Source organism: Pseudomonas sp. Marseille-Q1929, assembly GCF_017316265.1.
GTDB lineage: Bacteria > Pseudomonadota > Gammaproteobacteria > Pseudomonadales > Pseudomonadaceae > Aquipseudomonas.
In genome coordinates this window covers 37372-58596 of sequence record NZ_JAFLWU010000031.1, presented here as the reverse complement: position 1 = coordinate 58596, position 21225 = coordinate 37372, and the positions used below count along the sequence as shown (strand labels likewise).

Genomic DNA, 21225 nt, shown 5'->3' with positions numbered 1-21225 from the left:
CCACCACCAAAAACCACCAAAACCCACATCCCAATTGACTCCCCTCCCACCCCCATGCTCTCCTACACATCTTGTTTCGGGTGCCCTGCAAAGGGTGAAACGGGAAACCGGTGCGTCATAGCGATATGACCAGTCCGGTGCTGCCCCCGCAACGGTAAGCGAGCGAAACGTCATATCCACTGTGCCCAGCATGGGAAGGCGACGTTTTCAGGCATTGAGCCCCTCGCAAGCCCGGAGACCGGCCCGAAAAAATCAGATAACAAACCCGCGGTGGGCGGGCGCTGTTCAGAACCCTGCGTGCCTGGCTCGCGGGGTTTTCATGCGCTCGCTTCACCCTGACACCTGAAAGGGACGCGCCATGTCGATCATCAGCAGCACCTCGCACTCCGCCAGCAGCACCTCTACCTTGAGCCAACGCCTGACCGCCGCCATCGGGGCGTCGATCCTCGGCGCGTGCCTGGTGTATTTCGCCGGCTTCTCCCATATCGAGGCCGTGCACAACGCTGCCCACGATACCCGCCACAGCGCCGCGTTCCCGTGCCACTGAGACCTGCCGACATGATCAAGCGTATCGCGCAAACCGCAGGTTTCGCTGGCCTCGCGGCCGCCCTGCTACTGACCCTGCTGCAAAGCTTCTGGGTCGCCCCGCTGATTTTGCAGGCGGAAACCTTTGAAAAAGCCCCGGCCACCGAGGTTGTACACGAGCACGCCGCTGGCGCTGCCGCTCACACCCACGACGCCGAAGCCTGGGAGCCGGAAGACGGCTGGCAGCGCGTGCTGTCCACCACCGGTGGCAACCTGGTGGTTGCCGTCGGTTTTGCGCTGATGCTGGCCGGCCTGTACACCTTGCGTGCACCGACCCGCACCGCCCAAGGCCTGCTGTGGGGGTTGGCCGGTTACGCAACCTTCGTGCTCGCGCCGACCCTGGGCCTGCCACCTGAGTTGCCAGGCACGGCTGCCGCTGATCTCGCACTGCGCCAGACCTGGTGGATCGGTACCGCAGCGTCCACCGCGGCCGGTATCGCGCTGATCGTATTCGGTCGCAACTGGCTGCTTAAAGCGCTGGGCGCAGCGATCCTGGTGGTGCCCCATATGATTGGCGCACCACAACCGGAAGTGCATTCGATGCTCGCCCCCGAAGCCCTGGAAGCGCAGTTCAAGATCGCTTCGCAGTTGACCAACGTCGCCTTCTGGCTGGCGCTTGGCCTGATCAGCGCCTGGCTGTTCCGTCGCAACCGCAGCGACCAATACTCGGCATGACCCTGGTGGTCGGCCTGGGCTGCCAGCGGGGCTGTGATGTTCACACCCTGCTGGGCCTGCTTGACTCCGCCCTCGCCGAGGGCGGTATCGAGCGTCACCGCATCACCGCGCTGGCGAGTATCGATCGCAAAAGCGATGAACCCGGATTGCTGGCCCTGGCCGCAGTGTTAAAGCTACCGCTGCACTGCTTCACCGCGCCGCAACTGGCGGTGTATGCCGACAGCTTGAGCCATAAATCCGCCATCGCCTTCGCCCATACCGGCTGTTACGGCATCGCCGAAAGCGCCGCGCTGGCCGTGGCGGAACACCTCGCCGGCCGCCCTGCCCGCCTGCTGATCACCCGCAAAAAAACCGCCCAGGCCACCTTTGCCTTGGCTTGCGCCGACTAAAAACCGGATAATCGGCCTTCTCGATCATGAGCAATCTTCATGCTCGCCCGCTTTTCAACAGGAATTCCCCATGACCGTCTACTTCATCGGCGCAGGCCCCGGCGACCCGGAATTGATCACCGTCAAAGGCCAGCGGCTGATCCGCAGTTGCCCGGTGATCATCTATGCCGGCTCGCTGGTGCCTGCGGCGGTACTGGAAGGCCATCAGGCAGAAACCCTGGTCAACAGTGCCGAGTTGCACCTGGAGCAGATCATCGATTTGATCAAGGCGGCCCATGCAAACGGCCAGGACGTAGCGCGTGTGCATTCCGGTGATCCGAGCCTGTATGGGGCGATTGGCGAGCAGATCCGCCATTTGCGCGAATTGGGCATCCCCTTCCAGATCATCCCTGGCGTAACTGCTGTTGCAGCCTGCGCGGCGCTGCTGGAAGCAGAGCTGACCCTGCCGGACATCGCCCAAAGCGTGATCCTCACCCGCTACGCCGACAAAACCAGCATGCCAGCCGGTGAGGATTTCGCCAGCCTGGCCCGTCACGGCACGACCATGGCGATTCACCTGGGGGTCAACCATCTGGAGAAGATCGTCGCCGAACTGCTGCCGCACTATGGCGCCGATTGCCCGATTGCGGTGGTGCATCGGGCGACGTGGCCGGATCAGGATTGGGCGGTTGGCACCTTGAGTGATATTGCCGAGAAGGTCGCGGCCAAAGGGTTTCGGCGCACGGCGTTGATCGTGGTGGGCCGGGTGTTGGCCAGTGACAGCTTCAGTGAATCGTCGCTGTACCGGGCGGGCCATGCACACCTCTACCGCCCCTGAGCCTATCCAGTGATCAATGCAAAACCCTGTGGGAGCCGGGCTTGCCCGCGATGGCGGTGTGTCAGTCAGAGAATGGGCTGGCAGGTAGACCGCTATCGCAGGCAAGCCAGCTCCCACAGTTAATCTTCATTGTTAGATAGTTATCACAAGACATTGAATTTTAAGCATAAAAAACGGCGCTCACGGGGCGCCGTTTTTTTCTTCGCAGTGAACGCCTTACTCAGTAGTAGGCGTTTTCTTTCTGCGTGTGGTCGGTCACGTCACGAACACCCTTGAGCTCTGGAATACGTTCCAGCAGGGTCCGCTCGATGCCTTCGCGCAGGGTCACGTCCGCCTGGCCGCAACCCTGGCAGCCGCCGCCGAACTTGAGTACGGCGATGCCGTCGTCCACAACGTCGATCAGGCTGACCTGGCCGCCGTGGCTGGCCAAGCCTGGGTTGATCTCGGTTTGCAGGTAGTAGTTGATGCGCTCGTTCACCGGGCTGTCGGCGTTGACGTTTGGCACCTTGGCGTTGGGTGCCTTGATGGTCAACTGGCCGCCCATGCGATCGGTGGCGTAGTCCACCACGGCGTCGTCAAGGAAGGCTTCGCTGAAGGCGTCGATGTAGGCCGTGAAGCTTTTCAGCCCCAGCGCGGTGTCTTCAGGTTTTTCTTCCCCCGGCTTGCAGTAGGCAATGCACGTCTCGGCGTACTGGGTGCCAGGCTGGGTGATAAAGACGCGGATGCCGATACCTGGGGTGTTCTGCTTGGACAGCAGGTCAGCCAGGTAGTCGTGGGCGGCGTCGGTAATGGTTATGGCAGTCATGGAAACTCCTCACAGGCTTGCCGGCAGTTTACGCCAAAATATTACGCAGGTACAAAGTCCTAGTATTTTTGTCGGGAAAGGCCTGCGATCTCATCAATGCCAAACCACCCTTTGAGCCTGCGGTAGGTAGCCTTTTCCAACCACTCATAACTCAAAAATGCGCCGAATGCCGTCACCAGGAGGCAAACAGGCAAGATCGCATAGGGATCTATGCCCGTACGCTCGACGACCCACCGCCCTGCGCACAACACCAGCACATGGAGCAAATACACCGAATAGGAACAATCCCCAAGCCGCTTCAAAAAGCGCAAGTCTTTAAAGTAAGGCTCCAGCGTCACACAACTGATCACCAGTATCGCGCTCGGCACACCCCACTCCAAGGCACGCGGCACATCCGCCCCATGCCAAATCGCCACGAATGCAGCCGCGATGCCCAACAAGGGCACCCATGTCTTGGCCCGACACAGGCCGCGGCGATACAGCATGCCAATCCCAATACCCATCAGAAACTCAAAGACCATGTCATTGCTGTAGAACCCGTCAGCAAAGTCCAGGGCGGGAGCAACGATGTAACACACGAGGTACAGCAGCGCTGCCACCAACCACAATCGATAGGCCCTACGCACTAGCAAGGCACCGGCGAACAGCAGATAGAACAACATCTCGAAGTTCAGGGTCCACCCCACATCCAGCAGCGGATAGACGCCGAAACCCGCGGGATTTTCGGCCGGGATAAACAGCATCGACAGGAGCATATGACCAGGCTCGAGCCGAACCTCTGGAATCAGCGAAGGCATCGCCACCACCATAACGGCCAGAAGCAAGGTGTAAAACCAATACGCCGGGGCGATCCGTGCCACGCGCATGAGCATGAAACGCCAAGGTGTCAGCGCTTTGTCGGCGGTGGCGAGAAAAATCACCAGGCCGCTGATAACAAAGAATACGTCCACGCCAATGCCGCCTTTGTCGGCAAACAGATACGCCACTGGCGTATCCACCTCAAAGTTGAAAAACACCTGAATGAAGTGATGCCCCACCACCAGCCACGCCGCCAAGGCCCGAAGCGCCTGCACTGAAATCAACATCATCGGCTTACCTTTTCCAATCCTGCGAGGTAGATATCCGACTGCTTCAGCGCCCGCTTAGAGAGATGACCGGATCACAGGCACAGTTATAGGTTCTCATAGCGGTTCATGTCCAACACGCCCTCTTCCACCGGCGTGGTTTCGCGGATGTACTGCGATAAGTCGTGGAAGTACTGCCAGAACAACGGATGACTGCGGCGCACGCCCCAGCGATCGACGATTTTCTCAAAGCGCTTGGCATCCTTGGCCCGCTCCATTTCAGCGACGAACTCAGGCACCTCCTGCGCCGGAATGTTGAACATGAAGTTCGGGTAGCTGCTCAGCACGCCGGGGTAGATGGTCACCGTGTCCAGGCCCGGCTGATAGCGATAGGCCTCACCTAGCAGGAAGGCGACGTTACTGTGGGCGCGGTTGCGCAGCAGGCTGTAGACCACACGTTTGCCACTGGCGGTTTCGACCCGCAGCATCGTTGCTTCGGGCAGTTGGTCGATGACCTTGAGGCCCGCCGCCGGGCGCGACGTCAGGCGGCTCAGCGCTTGCTCGGCATCTTGCAAGGCCGGGTCGATGCCGTCACGCGAGCAGAAGGCGCCCGTGCAGCGGTTGATCGGGTCCGGACTGGCGTTGAGGTCGCCGTAGCGAGCCAGCAACTGCTTGGCGAAGTCGCGTTTCGGGTCCTTGGCGTCCAGGTGCAGGCCGGTGGGCTTGTCGTCGTCAATGGCTTCGTAGTCCAGCCACAGCTTGAGTTTGCCGCTGTTCTGGTACCAGTCATCGAGGAAATCATCCCGTGAATTCGCCGGCATCAGGCGCAGGAAGTTCTGCTCGGCACCGTTGCGGATCAGGTCGAAATACAATCGCGTCTGGGCCTGGTGCGAGACGTTGCCGAACACGTCGAAATTCACCGCCAGCTGATAATAGGTGCGCTCCAACAGCGGGTAGTCGAACAGCCACATCGTTTGCGGGACTTCGCCGATCAAGCCCTTGTTCACCGAGGCGCTGTCGAAGTGGCGGAAGATACTCAGCAAGGCATTATCATTGCCAGCCCACAGGCTCGACCAGCTCGGCGGCGGTACATCGGCATAGCTGTCGCGGCGCAAGGCCTCGTATTCGTTGCGTTTGTCACGGTAGGCCAGCCACAGGCTCAGCACACTGCCCACATCATCGTTCTGCCCCGGCATGGCCAGCAAGGGCGTGGCCTGGCCGCGATAACGCGCATCGGTGATGTAGAGGTCGTGGTCGGGGTCCTGGAACAGGGTCCAGAAGTTGTCACGGATCACATCCGTGGCGATCTGGCCACGGCACACCGGCCCGCGGATAAAGGTGCGCACGAAGTATTCGGCGTTATCCAGCATGAACTGGTAACGCGCCTTGGCCGGGATCGCTTCAAAGGTTTCGAACGGGTTGGCGCGACGGCCCGGCCCATAACCCGGCAAGGCGTTGACTTGCCAGTTGCCGGCGTAGAACAGTTCTTTGATTCGCGCCATTTTCTCGGCACTGAACGGGTACGTGATGTGGGTTTTATGCACGATCACGCCCTGCACCGGCCACAGGCGGTAATACACGCGGGTGCCCGGATCATCGTTCGGGCGACGGGTGGCGATCAGGTCGATCGGCTGGCCACTGGGCGTACGCGAACGCACCCATTGGAAGAAATGCCCCGGCTCGCCGTTTTCAAAGTAGATGTGCGCCAGGAACAGATGCTCGAACAACCAGCGCGCCACCAGGCTTTCCCGGGCGCCAGGCTGGTTGAGCAGGTTTTCCCACTGCTGCACTTGCAGGGCTTCCTTGGCGCTTGGGGCCAGGCCTTGTTCGTCAATTGGCGCGCCGGACGCGAGCCAGCGTTGCAACGTTTGATATTGCTGGTCGGTCAGGCCGGTGACCGCCAACGGCATGCCTTCCTTGGGATGGGCGCCGGCGTAGGCGTTGAACTCGCCGGGCGTGGCGCACATGTTTTCGCGATTGAGCCCCAGCACGATGTCTTCGGGCAACTTGGCGTTGGGTTGCAACGGCGCGTTGTGGCCCAGCTCCAGCATGCGCGCCATCAGCGCCGCCTGGCTGCCCTGGGCGTCCAGCACCGAATAGAAGCCTTTTTGCTGCCAGGCAGCCTTGCCAAATGCGTCATAGAACAAACGGGTGGTCGGTGTGGCCTGGCTGCGCTCACCGTCGTACACCGGCATTTTACTCGCGCCACGGGCCGCGCCCTCGGCACTGCCCAGGTTGAGCTGGCAGGCGGAGTCGTAGCAGGCGTGGCACGCCACACACTTCTCGGTGAAGATCGGCTGCACATCGCGGGTGTAGGAAATCGCCGGGGCGGGACTTGCGGCCTGGGCGGTGCTGGCGATCAAGGCCAGGACGGCGCTGAGGATAAGACGAAATGACATGTACCCGGTCCCGATTCAATGCGTGCGCTGAAAATTTGCCGATGATTCTACCGGGCCACACCCCCAAGCAACATGAACGATATTCATGCAAAACCTGCACATGCTCCAAGTCGGCACAGGTTTGCTATGATTCACGCCCTCCGTAATGCCTGACCTAGAGTAGTCCCATGTCCGATCGTAGCGTTCGTCTGCAAGCCCTTCATCAAGCCCTCAAGGAACGTATCCTGATCCTCGACGGTGGTATGGGCACGATGATCCAGAGCTACAAACTGGAAGAAGAAGACTACCGTGGCAAACGCTTCGCCGACTGGCCAAGCGACGTCAAGGGTAACAACGACCTGTTGGTGCTCACCCGTCCCGACGTGATCGGTGGCATCGAAAAAGCCTACCTGGATGCCGGCGCCGACATCCTCGAAACCAACACCTTCAACGCCACGCGCATCTCCATGGCCGACTACGGCATGGAAGAACTGGCCTACGAACTCAACGTAGAAGGCGCACGCCTGGCACGCAAGATCGCCGACGCCAAGGCCGCCGAAAACCCAGGCAAGCCGCGCTTCGTCGCCGGCGTCCTCGGCCCGACCAGCCGCACCTGTTCGCTGTCGCCCGACGTGAACAACCCCGGCTACCGCAACGTGACCTTCGATGAACTGGTGGAAAACTACACCGAGGCCACCAAAGGCCTGATCGAAGGCGGCGCCGACCTGATCCTGATCGAAACCATCTTCGACACCCTCAACGCCAAGGCCGCGATCTTCGCCGTGCAAGGCGTGTTCGAAGAACTGGCGATCGAACTGCCGATCATGATCTCCGGCACCATCACCGACGCCTCCGGCCGCACCCTGTCGGGCCAGACCACCGAAGCGTTCTGGAACTCCGTGGCCCACGCCAAGCCGATCTCGGTGGGCCTGAACTGCGCCCTGGGCGCCAGCGAGCTGCGTCCGTACCTGGAAGAGTTGTCGAACAAAGCCAACACTCATGTGTCGGCGCACCCGAACGCCGGCCTGCCCAACGAATTCGGCGAGTACGACGAACTGCCGTCGGAAACCGCCAAGGTCATCGAAGAATTCGCCCAGAGCGGCTTCCTCAATATCGTCGGCGGCTGCTGCGGCACCACGCCGGGGCACATCGAGGCCATCGCCAAAGCCGTAGCCGGTTATGCGCCGCGCGCGATCCCGGATATTCCCAAGGCTTGCCGCCTGTCGGGCCTGGAGCCGTTCACCATTGATCGCAGCTCGTTGTTCGTCAACGTCGGCGAGCGCACCAACATTACCGGTTCCGCGCGTTTCGCCCGGCTGATCCGCGAAGACAACTACACCGAAGCCCTTGAAGTCGCCCTGCAGCAGGTGGAAGCCGGCGCCCAGGTGATCGACATCAACATGGACGAGGGCATGCTCGATTCGAAGAAGGCCATGGTGACCTTCCTCAATCTGATCGCCGGCGAGCCGGACATCTCCCGCGTCCCGATCATGATCGACTCCTCCAAGTGGGAAGTGATCGAGGCCGGCCTGAAGTGCATCCAGGGCAAGGGCATCGTCAACTCCATCAGCATGAAAGAAGGCGTCGAGCAATTCATTCACCACGCCAAGCTGTGCAAGCGCTACGGCGCAGCGGTAGTGGTGATGGCCTTCGACGAAGCCGGCCAGGCCGACACCGAAGCGCGCAAGAAAGAGATCTGCAAACGCTCCTACGACATTCTGGTGAATGAAGTGGGCTTCCCGCCGGAAGACATCATTTTCGACCCGAACATCTTCGCGGTCGCCACCGGTATCGAGGAACACAACAACTACGCCGTCGATTTCATCAACGCTTGTGCCTATATCCGCGACGAACTGCCGTATGCGTTGACCTCCGGTGGCGTGTCCAACGTGTCGTTCTCGTTCCGGGGCAACAACCCGGTGCGCGAGGCGATCCACTCAGTGTTCCTGCTGTATGCGATCCGCAATGGCCTGACCATGGGCATCGTCAACGCCGGCCAACTGGAGATCTACGACCAGATCCCGGCCGAGCTGCGTGACGCCGTGGAAGACGTGGTGCTCAACCGCACGCCGGACGGCACCGACGCCCTCCTCGCCATCGCCGACAAGTACAAGGGCGACGGCAGCGTAAAAGAAGCCGAAACCGAAGAATGGCGCGGCTGGCCGGTGAACAAGCGCCTGGAACATGCGCTGGTCAAGGGCATCACCACCCATATCGTTGAAGACACCGAAGAATCGCGGCAGTCGTTCGCGCGGCCGATCGAAGTGATCGAAGGCCCGCTGATGTCTGGCATGAACATCGTCGGCGACCTGTTTGGCGCGGGCAAAATGTTCCTGCCGCAGGTGGTGAAATCTGCCCGCGTGATGAAGCAGGCCGTGGCCCACTTGATCCCCTTCATCGAGCTGGAAAAAGGCGACAAGCCAGAAGCCAAGGGCAAGATCCTGATGGCCACGGTGAAGGGTGACGTGCATGACATCGGCAAGAACATTGTCGGCGTGGTGCTGGGTTGCAACGGCTACGACATTGTCGACCTGGGTGTGATGGTGCCCGCCGAGAAAATCCTGCAAGTGGCCAGGGAGCAGAAGTGCGACATCATCGGGCTGTCCGGCCTGATCACCCCGTCTTTGGACGAGATGGTGCACGTGGCCCGCGAGATGCAGCGCCAGGACTTCCACCTGCCCTTGATGATTGGTGGCGCCACCACTTCCAAGGCGCACACGGCGGTGAAGATCGAACCCAAGTACAGCAACGATGCCGTGATCTACGTGACCGACGCCTCCCGCGCGGTAGGCGTGGCCACGCAGTTGCTGTCCAAGGAATTGAAGGCCGGTTTTGTCGAGAAAACCCGCCTGGACTACATCGACGTACGTGAGCGCACCTCCAACCGCAGCGCCCGTACCGAGCGCCTGAGCTACCCGGCAGCCATCGCCAAGAAGCCGCAGTTCGACTGGAGTACCTACACCCCGGTGACGCCGACCTTTACCGGCGCCAAGGTGCTGGACAACATCGACCTCAAGGTGCTGGCCGAGTACATCGACTGGACACCGTTCTTTATTTCCTGGGACCTGGCCGGCAAGTTCCCACGCATCCTTACCGATGAAGTGGTAGGCGAAGCGGCGACCGCGTTGTACGCCGATGCCCAGGAAATGCTCGCCAAGCTGATCGACGAAAAGCTCATCAGCGCGCGTGCGGTGTTTGGCTTCTGGCCGGCCAACCAGGTCAAGGACGATGACCTGGAAGTCTATGGTGATGATGGCCAGCCGCTGACGACCTTGCATCACCTGCGCCAGCAGATCATCAAGACCGACGGTAAGCCGAACTTCTCCCTGGCCGACTTCGTTGCGCCAAAAGACAGCGGCGTGACCGACTACGTGGGCGGTTTTATCACCACCGCTGGCATCGGCGCCGAGGAAGTGGCCAAGGCGTATCAGGACGCGGGCGACGACTACAACTCGATCATGGTCAAGGCCCTCGCCGACCGCCTGGCCGAAGCCTGCGCCGAGTGGCTGCACCAGCAAGTGCGTAAAGACTATTGGGGTTATGCCAAGGACGAGCAGCTGGACAACGAAGCGCTGATCAAGGAGCAATACAGCGGCATCCGCCCTGCCCCCGGCTACCCGGCCTGCCCGGATCACACCGAGAAAGGCACCTTGTTCCAACTGCTCGACCCCGAGGCACGGGAGATGGAAGCCGGCCGCAGCGGCGTATTCCTCACCGAGCACTACGCGATGTTCCCGGCGGCGGCGGTCAGCGGCTGGTACTTCGCGCACCCGCAGGCGCAATATTTTGCCGTGGGCAAGATCGACAAGGACCAGGTGGCCAGCTACACCGCGCGTAAAGGCCAGGACCTGGCTGTGACGGAGCGTTGGTTGGCACCGAACCTGGGTTACGACAACTAAGCCCTGGTGGATTGTCTATGCTGTCCCTCACACACCTTGTGTCGAGGGATGTATGGACGATCCAGTCAACAACAAGCCCCCAACCTTCTGGCAGATGCTCCACAGCGTCATGGCCGCCGCGTTTGGCGTGCAGAGTGGCAAGAACCGCGCCCGCGACTTTACCCACGGCAAGCCCAGCCACTTTGTGATCCTGGGCGTTCTGTTCACGGCGGTGTTTGCCCTGACGCTGTTCGGCATCGTCAAGCTGGTGCTGCACCTCGCGGGGATTTAGCGCAGCAGCAGTTGCAGGCTGAACGGGTACCGGTAGGACGCCGGCTTGCCCTTGGCCGACAGTGCGCGGAAATTCACCGCCGGCAACGGCCCCAACAACCGCTGCGCCTGCGCGCCATCAATCAGCTGGAACAGCGCAGCCTGGCGGTCACGCCCGCCGTGCGCGGCCAAATCCACACCCGCAGCATCATCGCTGATCAACACCATCGCCCAGCCACCCAAAGTGAAATGCCCGGCCACCAACGTGCTCAACCGCCCGTCGAGGCGCGCCTGTAATATCTCGGGTGAACTGTTGATCGCGCTGAACAGCACGTCCTTGCCCGGTGTTCGCCCACTGCCTTGCAGCGCCTGCATGGCGCCCAGGGCCATTTGGTCGTTGGCCGACCACACCAGCGCCGTCTGCGGGTAGCGCTTGAACAATTGCGTCGCTTGCTCCAAGGCGCGCTCGCGCGCCCACTCACCGTAGACCAGTTGGCGCAGACGCACGTGCGGGTACTGCGCCAACGCACGGCGCAAGCCTTGTTCGCGCAACTGGGCAGACGGGGTGTTCTTGACGCCGGAAAACGCCAACAGGTCGAGGAACTGGCCGGGGGCAACCGGACCGTGCTGGCGCAACAGGTCAGTGAGCATCAGGTAACCCGCGTCTTCGTCGTTGGGCACCAGGCTGCCGATCCATTGCGCGGCGTTGCGCCCATTGAGCATCTGCACTTGGTCGGGAGTTGGCAGGCTGTTCACAATCAACAACCTGACCCCACTGCCCTGGGCCATCCGCAGAATCTGCGGCGCCACGTACTGCTCGTTCACCAGCACCAGGTAATCGGGCCGCGCAGTGCCTTGCAGCACTTCCCTGGCCTGGGCCAAGTAGTTCTGGGGATCACGCTCGGAATAACGCACACGCAAATCCAGGCCGAGGTCCTTGGCCGCGGCCTGCATGAATTGCGTGTAACTGACCCAGAAGGTTTCCGTTGACAGGCCCGGGTTGAGAAACACCACAGACGTCGCATGAGCCACCGCCCCGTACGCCGCCCCCAACAACCACACACACGTAATCAGAACCTTCAACATCGTCATTCAAGCCTTGAGCAATGACCGCCATGATAGTGGCAATTAGCGGCTCAATCGAGGCTCAATCAACGTCGTTTATTGGTGGCTCACCCAGAACACGGCGGTGCCCACCACAAGGATGATCAGAAACAGAATGGCCCAGGCATCAACGGTACTGTCGGGTTTACGGGCTTTGGTTGAATTGCTCATCGCATCGCCTCTTATCGGTTTTATTAGGTGACTGCACTAAGACTCGACCACAGTAAAGATCAAGATTGCCCGCATGACAAATGTGGATATTGCGATAACCGTTCTCATTAGTCGATTTGGTTATTTGCATATACTCAAACATCACTTTTGCGCATAAACGCAAACTGGTATCGTGCGCCGGCTCCGTTGGGAGTGCGCGGCCGTGCGCGCAGATTTGCCGAGAACAGGACCTATATGTACGTATACGACGAATACGATCAGCGCATCATCGAGGACCGCGTCAAGCAGTTCCGTGATCAGACCCGACGCTACCTAGCAGGTGAACTGAGCGAAGAAGAGTTCCGCCCTCTGCGCCTGCAAAATGGCCTTTATGTTCAGCGCTTTGCGCCGATGCTGCGGGTAGCCGTGCCGTATGGCCAACTGACTTCGCGTCAGATGCGCATGATGGGCAAGATTGCCCGCGACTTCGACAAAGGCTACGCGCACATCAGCACTCGCCAGAACGTACAGTTCAACTGGCCCGCGCTGGAAGACGTGCCGGATATCCTGGCTGAACTGGCGACCGTGCAGATGCACGCCATTCAGACCAGCGGTAACTGCCTGCGCAACGTGACCACCGACCAATTCGCCGGCGTTGCCGCTGACGAACTGATCGACCCGCGCCCCTGGTGTGAAATCGTCCGCCAATGGACCACTTTCCACCCGGAATTCGCCTACTTGCCGCGCAAGTTCAAGATCGCCATCAATGGCTCGACCTCGGACCGCGCCGCCATCGAAGTACACGATATCGGCCTGGAGCCGGTGTACAACGCTGCGGGCGAGTTGGGTTTCCGTGTCCTGGTGGGTGGCGGCCTGGGCCGTACACCGGTGGTCGGCGCGTTCATCAACGAGTTCCTGCCGTGGCAGGACCTGTTGAGCTACCTCGACGCCATCCTGCGGGTCTACAACCGCTACGGCCGTCGTGACAACAAGTACAAGGCGCGGATCAAGATCCTGGTCAAGGCACTGACCCCTGAGGTGTTCGCCCAGAAGGTCGACGCCGAGATGGAGCACCTGCGCGGCGGCCAGACCACCCTGACCGAAGCCGAAGTGCATCGTGTGGCCAAGCACTTCGTCGACCCTGAATACAAGGCCCTGAGCAATCAGGACGCCGAGCTTGCGGCCCTCGATCTGGAACATCCAGGTTTCGCCCGCTGGCGTGGTCGCAACACCCTGGCGCACAAGAAGCCAGGCTACGTTGCGGTGACCCTGTCGCTGAAACCGACCGGTGTTGCCCCGGGCGACATCACCGACAAGCAGCTGGACGCCGTCGCCGACCTGGCCGACCGCTACAGCTATGGCCAACTGCGCACCTCCCACGAGCAGAACATCATTCTTGCGGACGTTGAGCAGAGCCAACTGTTCACCCTGTGGGGCGAACTGCGCGAAGGCGGTTTCGCCACGCCGAACATCGGCTTGCTGACCGACATCATCTGCTGCCCGGGTGGCGACTTCTGCTCCCTGGCCAACGCCAAGTCGATCCCGATTGCCGAATCGATCCAGCGCCGTTTCGACGACCTGGATTACCTGTTCGACATCGGCGAGCTGGACCTGAACATTTCCGGTTGCATGAACGCCTGTGGTCACCACCACGTCGGCCACATCGGCATCCTGGGCGTGGACAAGAAAGGCGAAGAATTCTACCAAGTGTCCCTGGGTGGCAGCGCCAGCCGTGATGCGAGCCTGGGCAAGATCCTGGGCCCATCGTTCGCCCAGGAAGCCATGCCCGAGGTGATCGGCAAACTGATCGACGTGTACATCGAACAGCGCACCGAAGATGAGCGTTTCATCGACACCTACCAGCGCATTGGCATCGACCTGTTCAAGGAGCGCGTCTATGCAGCGAATCATTAAGAACAACGAAGTCCTCGACGAAACCTGGCACCTGCTGCCCAAGGACGCGAGCTTCGATGGCATTTCCAACTGCGACGACCTGATCGTGCCGCTGGCACTGTGGCGCGAGCACGGTCACGCCCTCAAGGCCCGCGATGGCGGCCTGGGTGTGTGGCTGGACGCCGACGAAGAAGCCGAAGAGATCGGCGCCGACGTGGAACATTTCCAAGTCATCGCGCTGAATTTTCCGGCCTTCACCGATGGCCGCAACTACTCCAACGCGCGCCTGCTGCGTGACCGTTATGGTTACAAAGGCGAATTGCGCGCCATTGGCGATATCCTGCGCGACCAACTGTTCTACCTGCGCCGCTGCGGGTTCGATGCCTTCGCCTTGCGCGCCGACAAAGACCCGTACGAAGCACTGGAAAGCCTCAAGGACTTCTCGGTGACGTACCAGGCCGCAACGGATGAGCCGCTGCCACTGTTCCGCCGCCGCTGAGTTTTAGCGGATGAAAAAGCCCTGGCATGCCAGGGCTTTTTTTATCCATTGAGTTTGATCGACGCCAGCACCTGCTTCTGCCCCATGGAACAAGGCACACCTTCCGGCTGCGCCCGCACCGCCTCGATCACGCCCAACAACTGCGCTTTGCTGTGGGCCAATTGCGCCTGCATCTCCTCGATCTGCACCACCTTGCGTTCCAGTGCCTCGATCAACTCCTCGCGCTTGTGTTCACCCGGTGCCGGCATCAACGCCTTGAGTTCCTGCAAGGTAAAGCCGGCCTGTTGCGCGCTCTGGATCAGCTGCAACGTCTGCAACGCCTCCGCCGAGTAGCGCCGATAGCCATTGGACTGACGCCCCACCTGGCTGATCAGGCCCTCGGCTTCATAAAAACGGATGCGTGACGCGGCCAATCCGCTCTGTTTTGCCAGTTCGCCAATATTCATCGCCATCGCCTGCTTGACATTAAAGTTAACTTTAAGCTTAGCCTGAGGCCTCCCCCGCTCAGGAGTCAACCCATGTCACCCTTTGAAGCCTTGCAACTGCCCAATGGCCAAGTTATCTCCAACCGCATCGCCAAGGCGGCGATGGAGGAAAACATGGCCGATGGTAATCAGGCACCGTCCCGTGAATTGAAGCAACTCTACACGGCGTGGGCCGAGGGTGAGCCAGGCTTACTGATCACCGGCAACGTGATGATCGACCGTCGCGCCATGACCGGCCCCGGTGGTGTTGCGCTGGAGGACGAGCAACAGCTGGACCGTTTCCGCGAATGGGCAGATGTGGCACGGGACAAGGGCGTGCACTTCTGGGTGCAACTCAGCCACCCAGGGCGCCAGACCCCGGCCAACCTGCGCCAGCAAGCCGTGGCGCCTTCCGCCGTGGCCCTCGACCTGGGCGGTTTCTCCAAGATGTTCGCCAAGCCCAAGGCCATGACCGAGGACGATATCCAGGAGGTGATCCAGCGCTTCGCCACCAGCGCCCGCCTGGCCGAGAAAGCCGGCTTTACCGGTGTGCAAATCCACGGCGCCCACGGCTACTTGTTGAGCCAGTTCCTCTCGCCACTGAGCAACCAACGCACCGACCGCTGGGGTGGCCCGCTGGAAAACCGTGCGCGCCTGCTGCTGGAAGTGATCCACGCCGTACGCGCCAGCGTCAGCCCGTCATTTTGCGTGGCGGTCAAACTCAACTCGGCAGACTTCCAGCGTGGCGGTTTTGCAGAAGCCGATGCCCGCGCTGTGGTCGAGATGCTCAACCCGCTGGCCATCGACCTGCTGGAATTGTCCGGCGGCAGCTATGAAGCGCCAGCCATGCAGGGCGAAGCACGGGACGGCCGCACCCTGGCCCGCGAAGCGTATTTCCTGGACATGGCCACGGAGCTGGCCGGCATCGCCCAGATGCCGGTGATGGTCACCGGTGGCATCCGCCGCCTGCCGATCGTGCAGCAGGTGCTCGACAGCGGCATCGCCATGGCCGGGATTGCTACCGCGCTCACCTTGGAACCGCAATTGATCAAGCATTGGCGCGAAGGGCGCGATCCCAACCCGCAACTCAAGCCGATTGACTGGAAGCGTAAACCCCTGGCGTCTCTCGCCATTCTCGCGGTGGTGCGCTACCAGATGCATCGCCTCAGCCGCGGCCACCAGCCCAAGGCCAAGGTCGCACCGTGCATGGCGCTGGTGCGCGACCAGTGGTTTATCGCCCGGCGTACCCGCCAGTACCGCGCCGCCATGACGCAATCTTCACAATAAGGGCGGAGCATTCGCCATGATCGAACTGTCCCCTATTGATCAGCAGTTTTTAACCTCACTGACGATTGGAGTTCTTCATGGCGAAAATCAACCTGGCCCAACAGTTGGCGACCACCCTTGAACAGGCGGGCATCAAGCGCATCTGGGGCCTGACCGGCGACAGCCTCAACGGCCTCACCGACGCCTTGCGCACCATGGACAGCATCGAGTGGATGCACGTGCGCCACGAGGAAGTCGCCGCATTCGCCGCCGGTGCCGAAGCCGCTGCCACCGGTGAACTGACGGTCTGCGCCGGCAGTTGCGGGCCAGGCAACCTGCATTTGATCAACGGCCTGTTCGACTGCCATCGCAACCATGTGCCGGTGCTGGCGATTGCGGCGCAGATTCCGTCCACGGAGATCGGCCTCAATTACTTTCAGGAAACCCATCCCCAGGAACTGTTCAAGGAGTGCAGCCACTTCGTCGAACTGGTGAGCAACCCCGGGCAAATGCCCCAGGTGCTGCACCGTGCCATGCGCGCAGCGATCCTCAATCGCGGCGTGGCGGTGGTGGTGATTCCAGGGGATGTATCGTTGCTGGAAGTGGAGAGCACACTCAAGCCCTGGCCTGCCCTGCACACCCCGCGCACCTTGCCGGCGGAACAGGACCTGCAACGCCTCACCGACCTCCTTGAATACAGCCAAAAAGTCACCCTGCTCTGTGGCAGCGGTTGCGCCGGTGCCCATGACCAGGTCGTTGCCCTTGCCGACGCCTTGGGCGCGCCCGTGGTGCACGCCTTGCGCGGCAAGGAACACGTGGAATGGGACAATCCGTTCGATGTGGGCATGACCGGCCTGATCGGCTTCAGCTCCGGGTACCACGCCATGCTCGATTGCGACACGTTGATCATGCTCGGCACTGACTTTCCCTACCGCCAGTTCTACCCCACCGACGCACAGATCATCCAGATCGACCGCAACCCGCAAGCATTGGGGCGTCGCGCCACGCTGGACCTGGGCATTGCCGCCGACGTGAGTGAAACCATCGCCGCCCTGCTGCCGCGCCTGACGCGCAAAACCGATCGCAGCTTTCTTGACACCTCGCTCAAGCATTATGAGAAAGCCCGCCAGGGTTTGGATGACCTTGCGCAGCCCTCAAAAGCCAACCGGCCGATCCACCCACAATACGTGGCGCGACTACTCAGTGAGCTGGCGGACGACGACGCGATCTTCACCGCTGATGTGGGCTCGCCCACCGTATGGGCGGCGCGCTACCTGAAGATGAATGGCAAGCGTCGGCTGATCGGCTCGTTCAACCACGGTTCCATGGCCAACGCCATGCCCCAGGCCATCGGGGCGCAGGCGGCATTTCCCGGGCGGCAGGTGATCTCGATGTCTGGCGACGGTGGCTTTGCCATGCTGATGGGGGATTTCATCTCGTTGGCGCAGTTGAAATTGCCGGTGAAAGTCATCGTCTTCGATAACTCGTCACTGGGGTTCGTGGCCATGGAGATGAAAGCCGCAGGTTATCTGGACGCCGGCACCGAGCTGAAAAACCCGGACTTTGCCGCCATGTCCAACGCCATGGGCATCCTGGGGATTCGCGTGGAGCAGTCCGAAGACCTGGAGCCGGCACTGCGTCGCGCACTGGCCCATGATGGGCCAGTGTTGGTGGATGTGGTGACGGCAACTCAGGAATTGGTGATGCCGCCGACGATCAAGCTGGAGCAAGCGAAAGGCTTCAGCCTGTACATGCTCAAGGCGGTAATGAGTGGGCGTGGCGACGAGGTCATTGAGCTGGCACGCACCAACTGGCTTCGCTAAACCCAATAAGTGAGAAGGCTTGGATGCCAAGCCCACCACTCATCCAAATGTGGGAGCGGGCTTGCCCGCGATTGCGGACTGTCAGTCAAAGATGTATTCACTGATGTACCGCCATCGCGGGCAAGCCCGCTCCCACACTTTTTGATCTCATTACCAGGTCAGGAGGTCTGTTTTTCTACCCACTGGCCATAGGCATCGATAAACGCCTGCAAGAACGGCCGGGTCTTTTCCGATAGCTTGCCTGCCTCGTCAAACACACTCCCCGCACCGCCCAGGTAGGCTTCCGGCTGCTGCATGCACGGCACATCAAGGAACACCAGGGACTGGCGCAGATGATGGTTGGCACCAAAGCCACCGATGGCGCCCGGCGATACGCTGATGATCGCTCCCGGCTTGCCGCTCCAGGCACTTTTGCCATAGGGGCGCGAGCCCACATCAATCGCATTCTTCAACGGTGCCGGCACGGAGCGGTTGTATTCCGGGGTGACGAACAACACCGCGTCGGATGAACTCACCTGTTGGCGGAAAGTACTGTAGGCTGCCGGCGGTGTCGCGCCGTCAATGTCTTCGTTGTAGAGCGGCAAATCGCCAATTTCGACGATGTTCAACCTGAGGTTGGCAGGGGCCAGTGCGGCCAAGGCCAGGGCGACCTTGCGGTTGATCGACTCTTTTCTCAAGCTGCCAACCAGGACGGCAATCGTGTAGACCTTGCTCATGGAGGTTTTCCCGACGTCTGACTAAAGGAGTGTGTAGTTATAGAGTCTTCGCAGCACGTTCACCAGAAGGTTTTGAGAATCCCCCCCAAGTGCTTTGCCTTGTAGGAATATTCTAAAAACGACAGCGAATAGTATTTTTTTCACGCAGGTAAACTACACCGCTCCATGACGGTCTACAGAACCGCAAATCGAGTGATTATCTCCAGAGGTTCTAAACAGATGGCAGCAGTACTAGTCGGACAGTTTCATGCCAGAGACGCAGAGGGACGTGTGTATTCGGTGCATGAGTTCCAGGAATCCAACCCGGCGCAAGGCGATGTGGCTGGCTCGGCGCCTACCACCACCTACAAGCTGGCCATTGGCGACCGTGTAGAAAAGCTGGAAGGCGATGAATTCAAATTGATTCAGTCGGGCATCATCATTGTGCGCGAATCGGAAACGACCCTCGCTTCATAAGACCGCGCCCTGTCTACCCGCTCAGTCCTGGCCATGCATGGCGTTGACTGGGCCGGGGTGATCACGGGCGGCGGATCTGCGTGACCTCTATCCCCTGCTCACCCTCGACTTCCTTCAGCGCAACCAACACCTTCCCCCGCTCGCCCTCTACGGCATACAACGAACGCTTGTAGCCCGCTGCGTTACTGCTGGGGTGCGCGACCACCTGCCTGACCAGCGCAATCTCCAGCACAGCGCCCACCTGCTCGGTCACCTGCTCCTGCGAGCGGACAAATGCTTCAAGGGCCAGATTGTCCGGCGCGGTGTCGTCATGAAGGTCGAAGAGATAAGCAGCCACGCACCCCACGGTCACCAGGACCAGGAGTTGCTTGACCGTTACCCCGAAGAATATCGAAGGTAGAGGCATATGGGACCAGACCTGTTTTTGTTGTAAGTGCCGGGAGCCGGCTTTGGTCGTTGTTGATCAGCGCAGCCATTCTATTGAATCCCCGGCGCGCTGCACATAGACTCCGCCGATGCGTTTACGTCATATCGAAGTGATTCAGGCCATCTTGCAGACCGGACACCTCGGCACGGCCGCCGAATGGTTGCAACTCCCCGTGGGCGATGTGGACGCCGCGCTCAAGGATGCCGAGCAGCAACTGGGCTTCATGCTGTTCGCCAGCGTGCGCGGACGCTTGCAGGCCACGCGCGAAACCCTGGAGCTGCAAGCCAGCATCGCCCATGTGTACGAAGCACTGGAGCCGGTACAACGCCTGGCCAGCCGCTTGAAACACCATCACGCCCCGCCCCTGCGCGCCTTGTGCACTCCACCGCTGGCCAATCAACTGCTGCCACAAAGCATTGCAATGCTGCGCCGACGTTTCCAGGACACACCCTGCAACCTGTCCAGCCAGCCGACCCGCGAGATCGTCAGGAGCCTGCTGTTGCATGAGGCCGAGGTCGGCCTGAGCCTGCATGACCCGGAGCACCCACAAATCCACAGTACGGTGCTGGCCCAAGGCAAGCTGCAATTGCTCGCGCCCCACGGCTGGCTCAAGCCCAAGCAGAAGTACATTGCGCTGGCCGACCTGGCCGGGCAGGCTTTGATCGGCCTGGAGGGCCACGACCCGCTAAGCCGCCTGCTCGACGCCAAGCTGCAAGCCTTGCGCCCGCTGCCGGTGGTGCAGACCCGCGTGCAGACCTACCAGATGATGCGCAGCATGGTGGAAGCCGGAGAAGGCCTGGCGATTGTTGATCCGTTCACGGCCTTTGGCGCGCGGGATGCCGGGCTGGATGCGTGCCCGCTGTCTCCGCCTATCCTGGTCAACCTGTATGCACTGACCCTCAAGGACGCCGCGGCTACCCCCGCACTGAATGCCTTGCTGGAGATTGTCACGCAGAAGGCGCAGGACCTGTTGGCGGGTTAAGGCTTGGCGCCTTCGCTCTTGAACAGCCGATACCAGAAGATCGCCACCTCACGGGTCTGCGGGTCGATGCCGCGATAGCGCAGGTGGTCTATGCCGCCCATCACGTAGCCGCAACGCTCGTACAGACGGCAGGCGCCGAGGTTGTTGTTCTGGGTTTCGAGCATCATGCCCGGCAGGTTTTTCTTGCGACTCCAGAATTGCGCCACATCCAGCAGCGCCTTCGCCACCCCATGACGCCGTGCGGGCAAGGCCACCGCCAGCTCATCGACATGGGCAAAACCATTCCAGTTGGTGCTGACCACGATGTGGCCCACCGCTTGATCGTCGAGGTAGGCCATGAAGATCGCGCTGTCGGGCGCATCACGGAAACTGGCAAACTCTTCCGGGTCGATGCCATAACACTTGCGGTACGGCAGGATGCGCTCCACAGTCCATTGATCGACCCGCACGCCCATCTCCGGCACGCCATAGGCGCTGACCTCAAAGCTGAAGTCATTGCCCCACACGTAGGCATCGAAGCCCTCGTCGGCGACCCGCACACTGAGCCCTGGATACTTCGGGTTCATTACAGCTTGCATAAACAT

20 protein-coding genes and 1 riboswitch are annotated in these 21225 nt (G+C 60.9%); of the genes, 12 read left to right on the top strand and 8 right to left on the bottom strand.

All coding sequences use genetic code 11. The annotated features are described in order from the left end of the window. Window positions 1-61: 61 nt before the first annotated feature. Window positions 62-262: riboswitch (cobalamin riboswitch) on the top strand. 96 nt (window positions 263-358) lie between these two features. The 4 genes from J1G37_RS24960 to cobM all read left to right on the top strand — a co-directional run bounded on the left by J1G37_RS24960 (window position 359) and on the right by cobM (window position 2466). Next, a complete protein-coding gene (locus J1G37_RS24960) occupies window positions 359-547 on the top strand; it encodes a CbtB-domain containing protein (protein ID WP_012723860.1) in 189 nt (62 codons plus the stop codon). An 11-nt stretch (window positions 548-558) separates the two neighbouring features. After that, window positions 559-1260 carry a CbtA family protein gene (locus tag J1G37_RS24955; RefSeq protein ID WP_207046027.1) on the top strand — a complete coding sequence of 234 codons (702 nt, stop codon included), beginning with the start codon at window positions 559-561 and terminating at the stop codon, window positions 1258-1260. Further along, entirely contained in the window at window positions 1257-1649 is a 393-nt protein-coding gene (locus J1G37_RS24950) for a cobalamin biosynthesis protein (RefSeq protein ID WP_207046025.1), read from the top strand. Before J1G37_RS24955 ends, J1G37_RS24950 begins: the two co-directional genes overlap by 4 nt. 70 nt (window positions 1650-1719) lie before the next feature. Continuing rightward, complete coding sequence (cobM, locus tag J1G37_RS24945) at window positions 1720-2466, top strand: precorrin-4 C(11)-methyltransferase (protein WP_207046023.1); 747 nt, start codon at window positions 1720-1722, stop codon at window positions 2464-2466. 220 nt (window positions 2467-2686) lie between these two features. On the opposite strand, the gene nfuA is transcribed toward cobM, so the two are convergent. From nfuA to J1G37_RS24930, 3 genes are all read right to left on the bottom strand, one after another. Next, on the bottom strand, window positions 2687-3271 hold the full coding sequence (gene nfuA, locus J1G37_RS24940) for a Fe-S biogenesis protein NfuA (protein WP_003190728.1): 585 nt from the start codon (window positions 3269-3271) through the stop codon (window positions 2687-2689). 59 nt (window positions 3272-3330) lie between these two features. Continuing rightward, complete coding sequence (locus J1G37_RS24935; protein ID WP_207046031.1) at window positions 3331-4356, bottom strand: acyltransferase; 1026 nt, start codon at window positions 4354-4356, stop codon at window positions 3331-3333. Window positions 4357-4442: 86 nt separating this feature from the next. Further along, complete coding sequence (locus tag J1G37_RS24930; protein ID WP_207046021.1) at window positions 4443-6734, bottom strand: fatty acid cis/trans isomerase; 2292 nt, start codon at window positions 6732-6734, stop codon at window positions 4443-4445. Between the two features lie 167 nt (window positions 6735-6901). On the opposite strand from J1G37_RS24930, the gene metH reads away from it, so the two are divergent. Both metH and J1G37_RS24920 read left to right on the top strand, forming a co-directional pair. Beyond that, window positions 6902-10612 carry a methionine synthase gene (gene metH / locus J1G37_RS24925; protein WP_207046019.1) on the top strand — a complete coding sequence of 1237 codons (3711 nt, stop codon included), beginning with the start codon at window positions 6902-6904 and terminating at the stop codon, window positions 10610-10612. A 52-nt stretch (window positions 10613-10664) separates the two neighbouring features. Beyond that, the gene (locus J1G37_RS24920) at window positions 10665-10883 is read left to right on the top strand and encodes a DUF2970 domain-containing protein (protein ID WP_207046017.1); all 219 of its coding nucleotides are present in this window, start codon (window positions 10665-10667) and stop codon (window positions 10881-10883) included. On the opposite strand, the gene J1G37_RS24915 is transcribed toward J1G37_RS24920, so the two are convergent. Continuing rightward, window positions 10880-11947 carry an ABC transporter substrate-binding protein gene (locus tag J1G37_RS24915; RefSeq protein WP_207046015.1) on the bottom strand — a complete coding sequence of 356 codons (1068 nt, stop codon included), beginning with the start codon at window positions 11945-11947 and terminating at the stop codon, window positions 10880-10882. The genes J1G37_RS24920 and J1G37_RS24915 overlap by 4 nt on opposite strands. Window positions 11948-12370: 423 nt before the next feature. On the opposite strand from J1G37_RS24915, the gene J1G37_RS24910 reads away from it, so the two are divergent. Together J1G37_RS24910 and J1G37_RS24905 are read left to right on the top strand one after the other, a co-directional pair. Next, entirely contained in the window at window positions 12371-14029 is a 1659-nt protein-coding gene (locus J1G37_RS24910; protein ID WP_017738585.1) for a nitrite/sulfite reductase, read from the top strand. Further along, window positions 14013-14507: a DUF934 domain-containing protein gene (locus J1G37_RS24905; RefSeq protein WP_124528771.1), complete on the top strand. Its 495-nt coding sequence runs from the start codon at window positions 14013-14015 to the stop codon at window positions 14505-14507. The genes J1G37_RS24910 and J1G37_RS24905 overlap by 17 nt, the downstream gene beginning before the upstream one ends. A 41-nt stretch (window positions 14508-14548) precedes the next feature. On the opposite strand, the gene J1G37_RS24900 is transcribed toward J1G37_RS24905, so the two are convergent. Continuing rightward, a complete protein-coding gene (locus J1G37_RS24900; RefSeq protein WP_207046014.1) occupies window positions 14549-14953 on the bottom strand; it encodes a MerR family transcriptional regulator in 405 nt (134 codons plus the stop codon). A 72-nt stretch (window positions 14954-15025) separates the two neighbouring features. Here J1G37_RS24900 and J1G37_RS24895 point away from each other — a divergent pair, with 72 nt between their 5' ends. Together J1G37_RS24895 and poxB are read left to right on the top strand one after the other, a co-directional pair. Continuing rightward, a complete protein-coding gene (locus J1G37_RS24895) occupies window positions 15026-16258 on the top strand; it encodes an NADH:flavin oxidoreductase/NADH oxidase family protein (protein WP_207046012.1) in 1233 nt (410 codons plus the stop codon). A gap of 77 nt (window positions 16259-16335) precedes the next feature. Beyond that, a complete protein-coding gene (gene poxB / locus J1G37_RS24890; protein WP_207046010.1) occupies window positions 16336-18060 on the top strand; it encodes a ubiquinone-dependent pyruvate dehydrogenase in 1725 nt (574 codons plus the stop codon). Between the two features lie 158 nt (window positions 18061-18218). Here poxB and J1G37_RS24885 read toward each other — a convergent pair whose 3' ends face one another. Then, window positions 18219-18776: an NAD(P)H-dependent oxidoreductase gene (locus J1G37_RS24885; protein ID WP_207046008.1), complete on the bottom strand. Its 558-nt coding sequence runs from the start codon at window positions 18774-18776 to the stop codon at window positions 18219-18221. 219 nt (window positions 18777-18995) lie between these two features. Between J1G37_RS24885 and J1G37_RS24880 the strand changes: the two genes are divergently transcribed. Further along, window positions 18996-19232 carry a hypothetical protein gene (locus J1G37_RS24880; protein WP_026137022.1) on the top strand — a complete coding sequence of 79 codons (237 nt, stop codon included), beginning with the start codon at window positions 18996-18998 and terminating at the stop codon, window positions 19230-19232. Window positions 19233-19293: 61 nt separating this feature from the next. Here the strand turns inward: J1G37_RS24880 and J1G37_RS24875 are convergent, their stop codons facing one another. Continuing rightward, the gene (locus J1G37_RS24875; RefSeq protein ID WP_207046006.1) at window positions 19294-19638 is read right to left on the bottom strand and encodes a hypothetical protein; all 345 of its coding nucleotides are present in this window, start codon (window positions 19636-19638) and stop codon (window positions 19294-19296) included. Between the two features lie 109 nt (window positions 19639-19747). On the opposite strand from J1G37_RS24875, the gene J1G37_RS24870 reads away from it, so the two are divergent. Next, window positions 19748-20641, top strand: a complete 894-nt coding sequence (locus J1G37_RS24870) for a LysR substrate-binding domain-containing protein (RefSeq protein WP_207046005.1) — start codon at window positions 19748-19750, stop codon at window positions 20639-20641. Here J1G37_RS24870 and J1G37_RS24865 read toward each other — a convergent pair. Continuing rightward, window positions 20638-21219, bottom strand: a complete 582-nt coding sequence (locus tag J1G37_RS24865; protein ID WP_242551722.1) for a GNAT family N-acetyltransferase — start codon at window positions 21217-21219, stop codon at window positions 20638-20640. The genes J1G37_RS24870 and J1G37_RS24865 overlap by 4 nt on opposite strands. Between the last annotated feature and the right edge of the window lie 6 nt (window positions 21220-21225).

What these genes read in the sequence shown, in the direction of transcription:
- J1G37_RS24960 (WP_012723860.1), top strand. Translation starts at nt 359, where the DNA reads ATGTCGATCATCAGCAGCACCTCGCACTCCGCCAGCAGCACCTCTACC.
- J1G37_RS24955 (WP_207046027.1), top strand. Translation starts at nt 559, where the DNA reads ATGATCAAGCGTATCGCGCAAACCGCAGGTTTCGCTGGCCTCGCGGCC.
- J1G37_RS24950 (WP_207046025.1), top strand. Translation starts at nt 1,257, where the DNA reads ATGACCCTGGTGGTCGGCCTGGGCTGCCAGCGGGGCTGTGATGTTCAC.
- cobM (WP_207046023.1), top strand. Translation starts at nt 1,720, where the DNA reads ATGACCGTCTACTTCATCGGCGCAGGCCCCGGCGACCCGGAATTGATC.
- nfuA (WP_003190728.1), bottom strand. Translation starts at nt 3,271, where the DNA reads ATGACTGCCATAACCATTACCGACGCCGCCCACGACTACCTGGCTGAC.
- J1G37_RS24935 (WP_207046031.1), bottom strand. Translation starts at nt 4,356, where the DNA reads ATGTTGATTTCAGTGCAGGCGCTTCGGGCCTTGGCGGCGTGGCTGGTG.
- J1G37_RS24930 (WP_207046021.1), bottom strand. Translation starts at nt 6,734, where the DNA reads ATGTCATTTCGTCTTATCCTCAGCGCCGTCCTGGCCTTGATCGCCAGC.
- metH (WP_207046019.1), top strand. Translation starts at nt 6,902, where the DNA reads ATGTCCGATCGTAGCGTTCGTCTGCAAGCCCTTCATCAAGCCCTCAAG.
- J1G37_RS24920 (WP_207046017.1), top strand. Translation starts at nt 10,665, where the DNA reads ATGGACGATCCAGTCAACAACAAGCCCCCAACCTTCTGGCAGATGCTC.
- J1G37_RS24915 (WP_207046015.1), bottom strand. Translation starts at nt 11,947, where the DNA reads ATGTTGAAGGTTCTGATTACGTGTGTGTGGTTGTTGGGGGCGGCGTAC.
- J1G37_RS24910 (WP_017738585.1), top strand. Translation starts at nt 12,371, where the DNA reads ATGTACGTATACGACGAATACGATCAGCGCATCATCGAGGACCGCGTC.
- J1G37_RS24905 (WP_124528771.1), top strand. Translation starts at nt 14,013, where the DNA reads ATGCAGCGAATCATTAAGAACAACGAAGTCCTCGACGAAACCTGGCAC.
- J1G37_RS24900 (WP_207046014.1), bottom strand. Translation starts at nt 14,953, where the DNA reads ATGAATATTGGCGAACTGGCAAAACAGAGCGGATTGGCCGCGTCACGC.
- J1G37_RS24895 (WP_207046012.1), top strand. Translation starts at nt 15,026, where the DNA reads ATGTCACCCTTTGAAGCCTTGCAACTGCCCAATGGCCAAGTTATCTCC.
- poxB (WP_207046010.1), top strand. Translation starts at nt 16,336, where the DNA reads ATGGCGAAAATCAACCTGGCCCAACAGTTGGCGACCACCCTTGAACAG.
- J1G37_RS24885 (WP_207046008.1), bottom strand. Translation starts at nt 18,776, where the DNA reads ATGAGCAAGGTCTACACGATTGCCGTCCTGGTTGGCAGCTTGAGAAAA.
- J1G37_RS24880 (WP_026137022.1), top strand. Translation starts at nt 18,996, where the DNA reads ATGGCAGCAGTACTAGTCGGACAGTTTCATGCCAGAGACGCAGAGGGA.
- J1G37_RS24875 (WP_207046006.1), bottom strand. Translation starts at nt 19,638, where the DNA reads ATGCCTCTACCTTCGATATTCTTCGGGGTAACGGTCAAGCAACTCCTG.
- J1G37_RS24870 (WP_207046005.1), top strand. Translation starts at nt 19,748, where the DNA reads ATGCGTTTACGTCATATCGAAGTGATTCAGGCCATCTTGCAGACCGGA.
- J1G37_RS24865 (WP_242551722.1), bottom strand. Translation starts at nt 21,219, where the DNA reads ATGCAAGCTGTAATGAACCCGAAGTATCCAGGGCTCAGTGTGCGGGTC.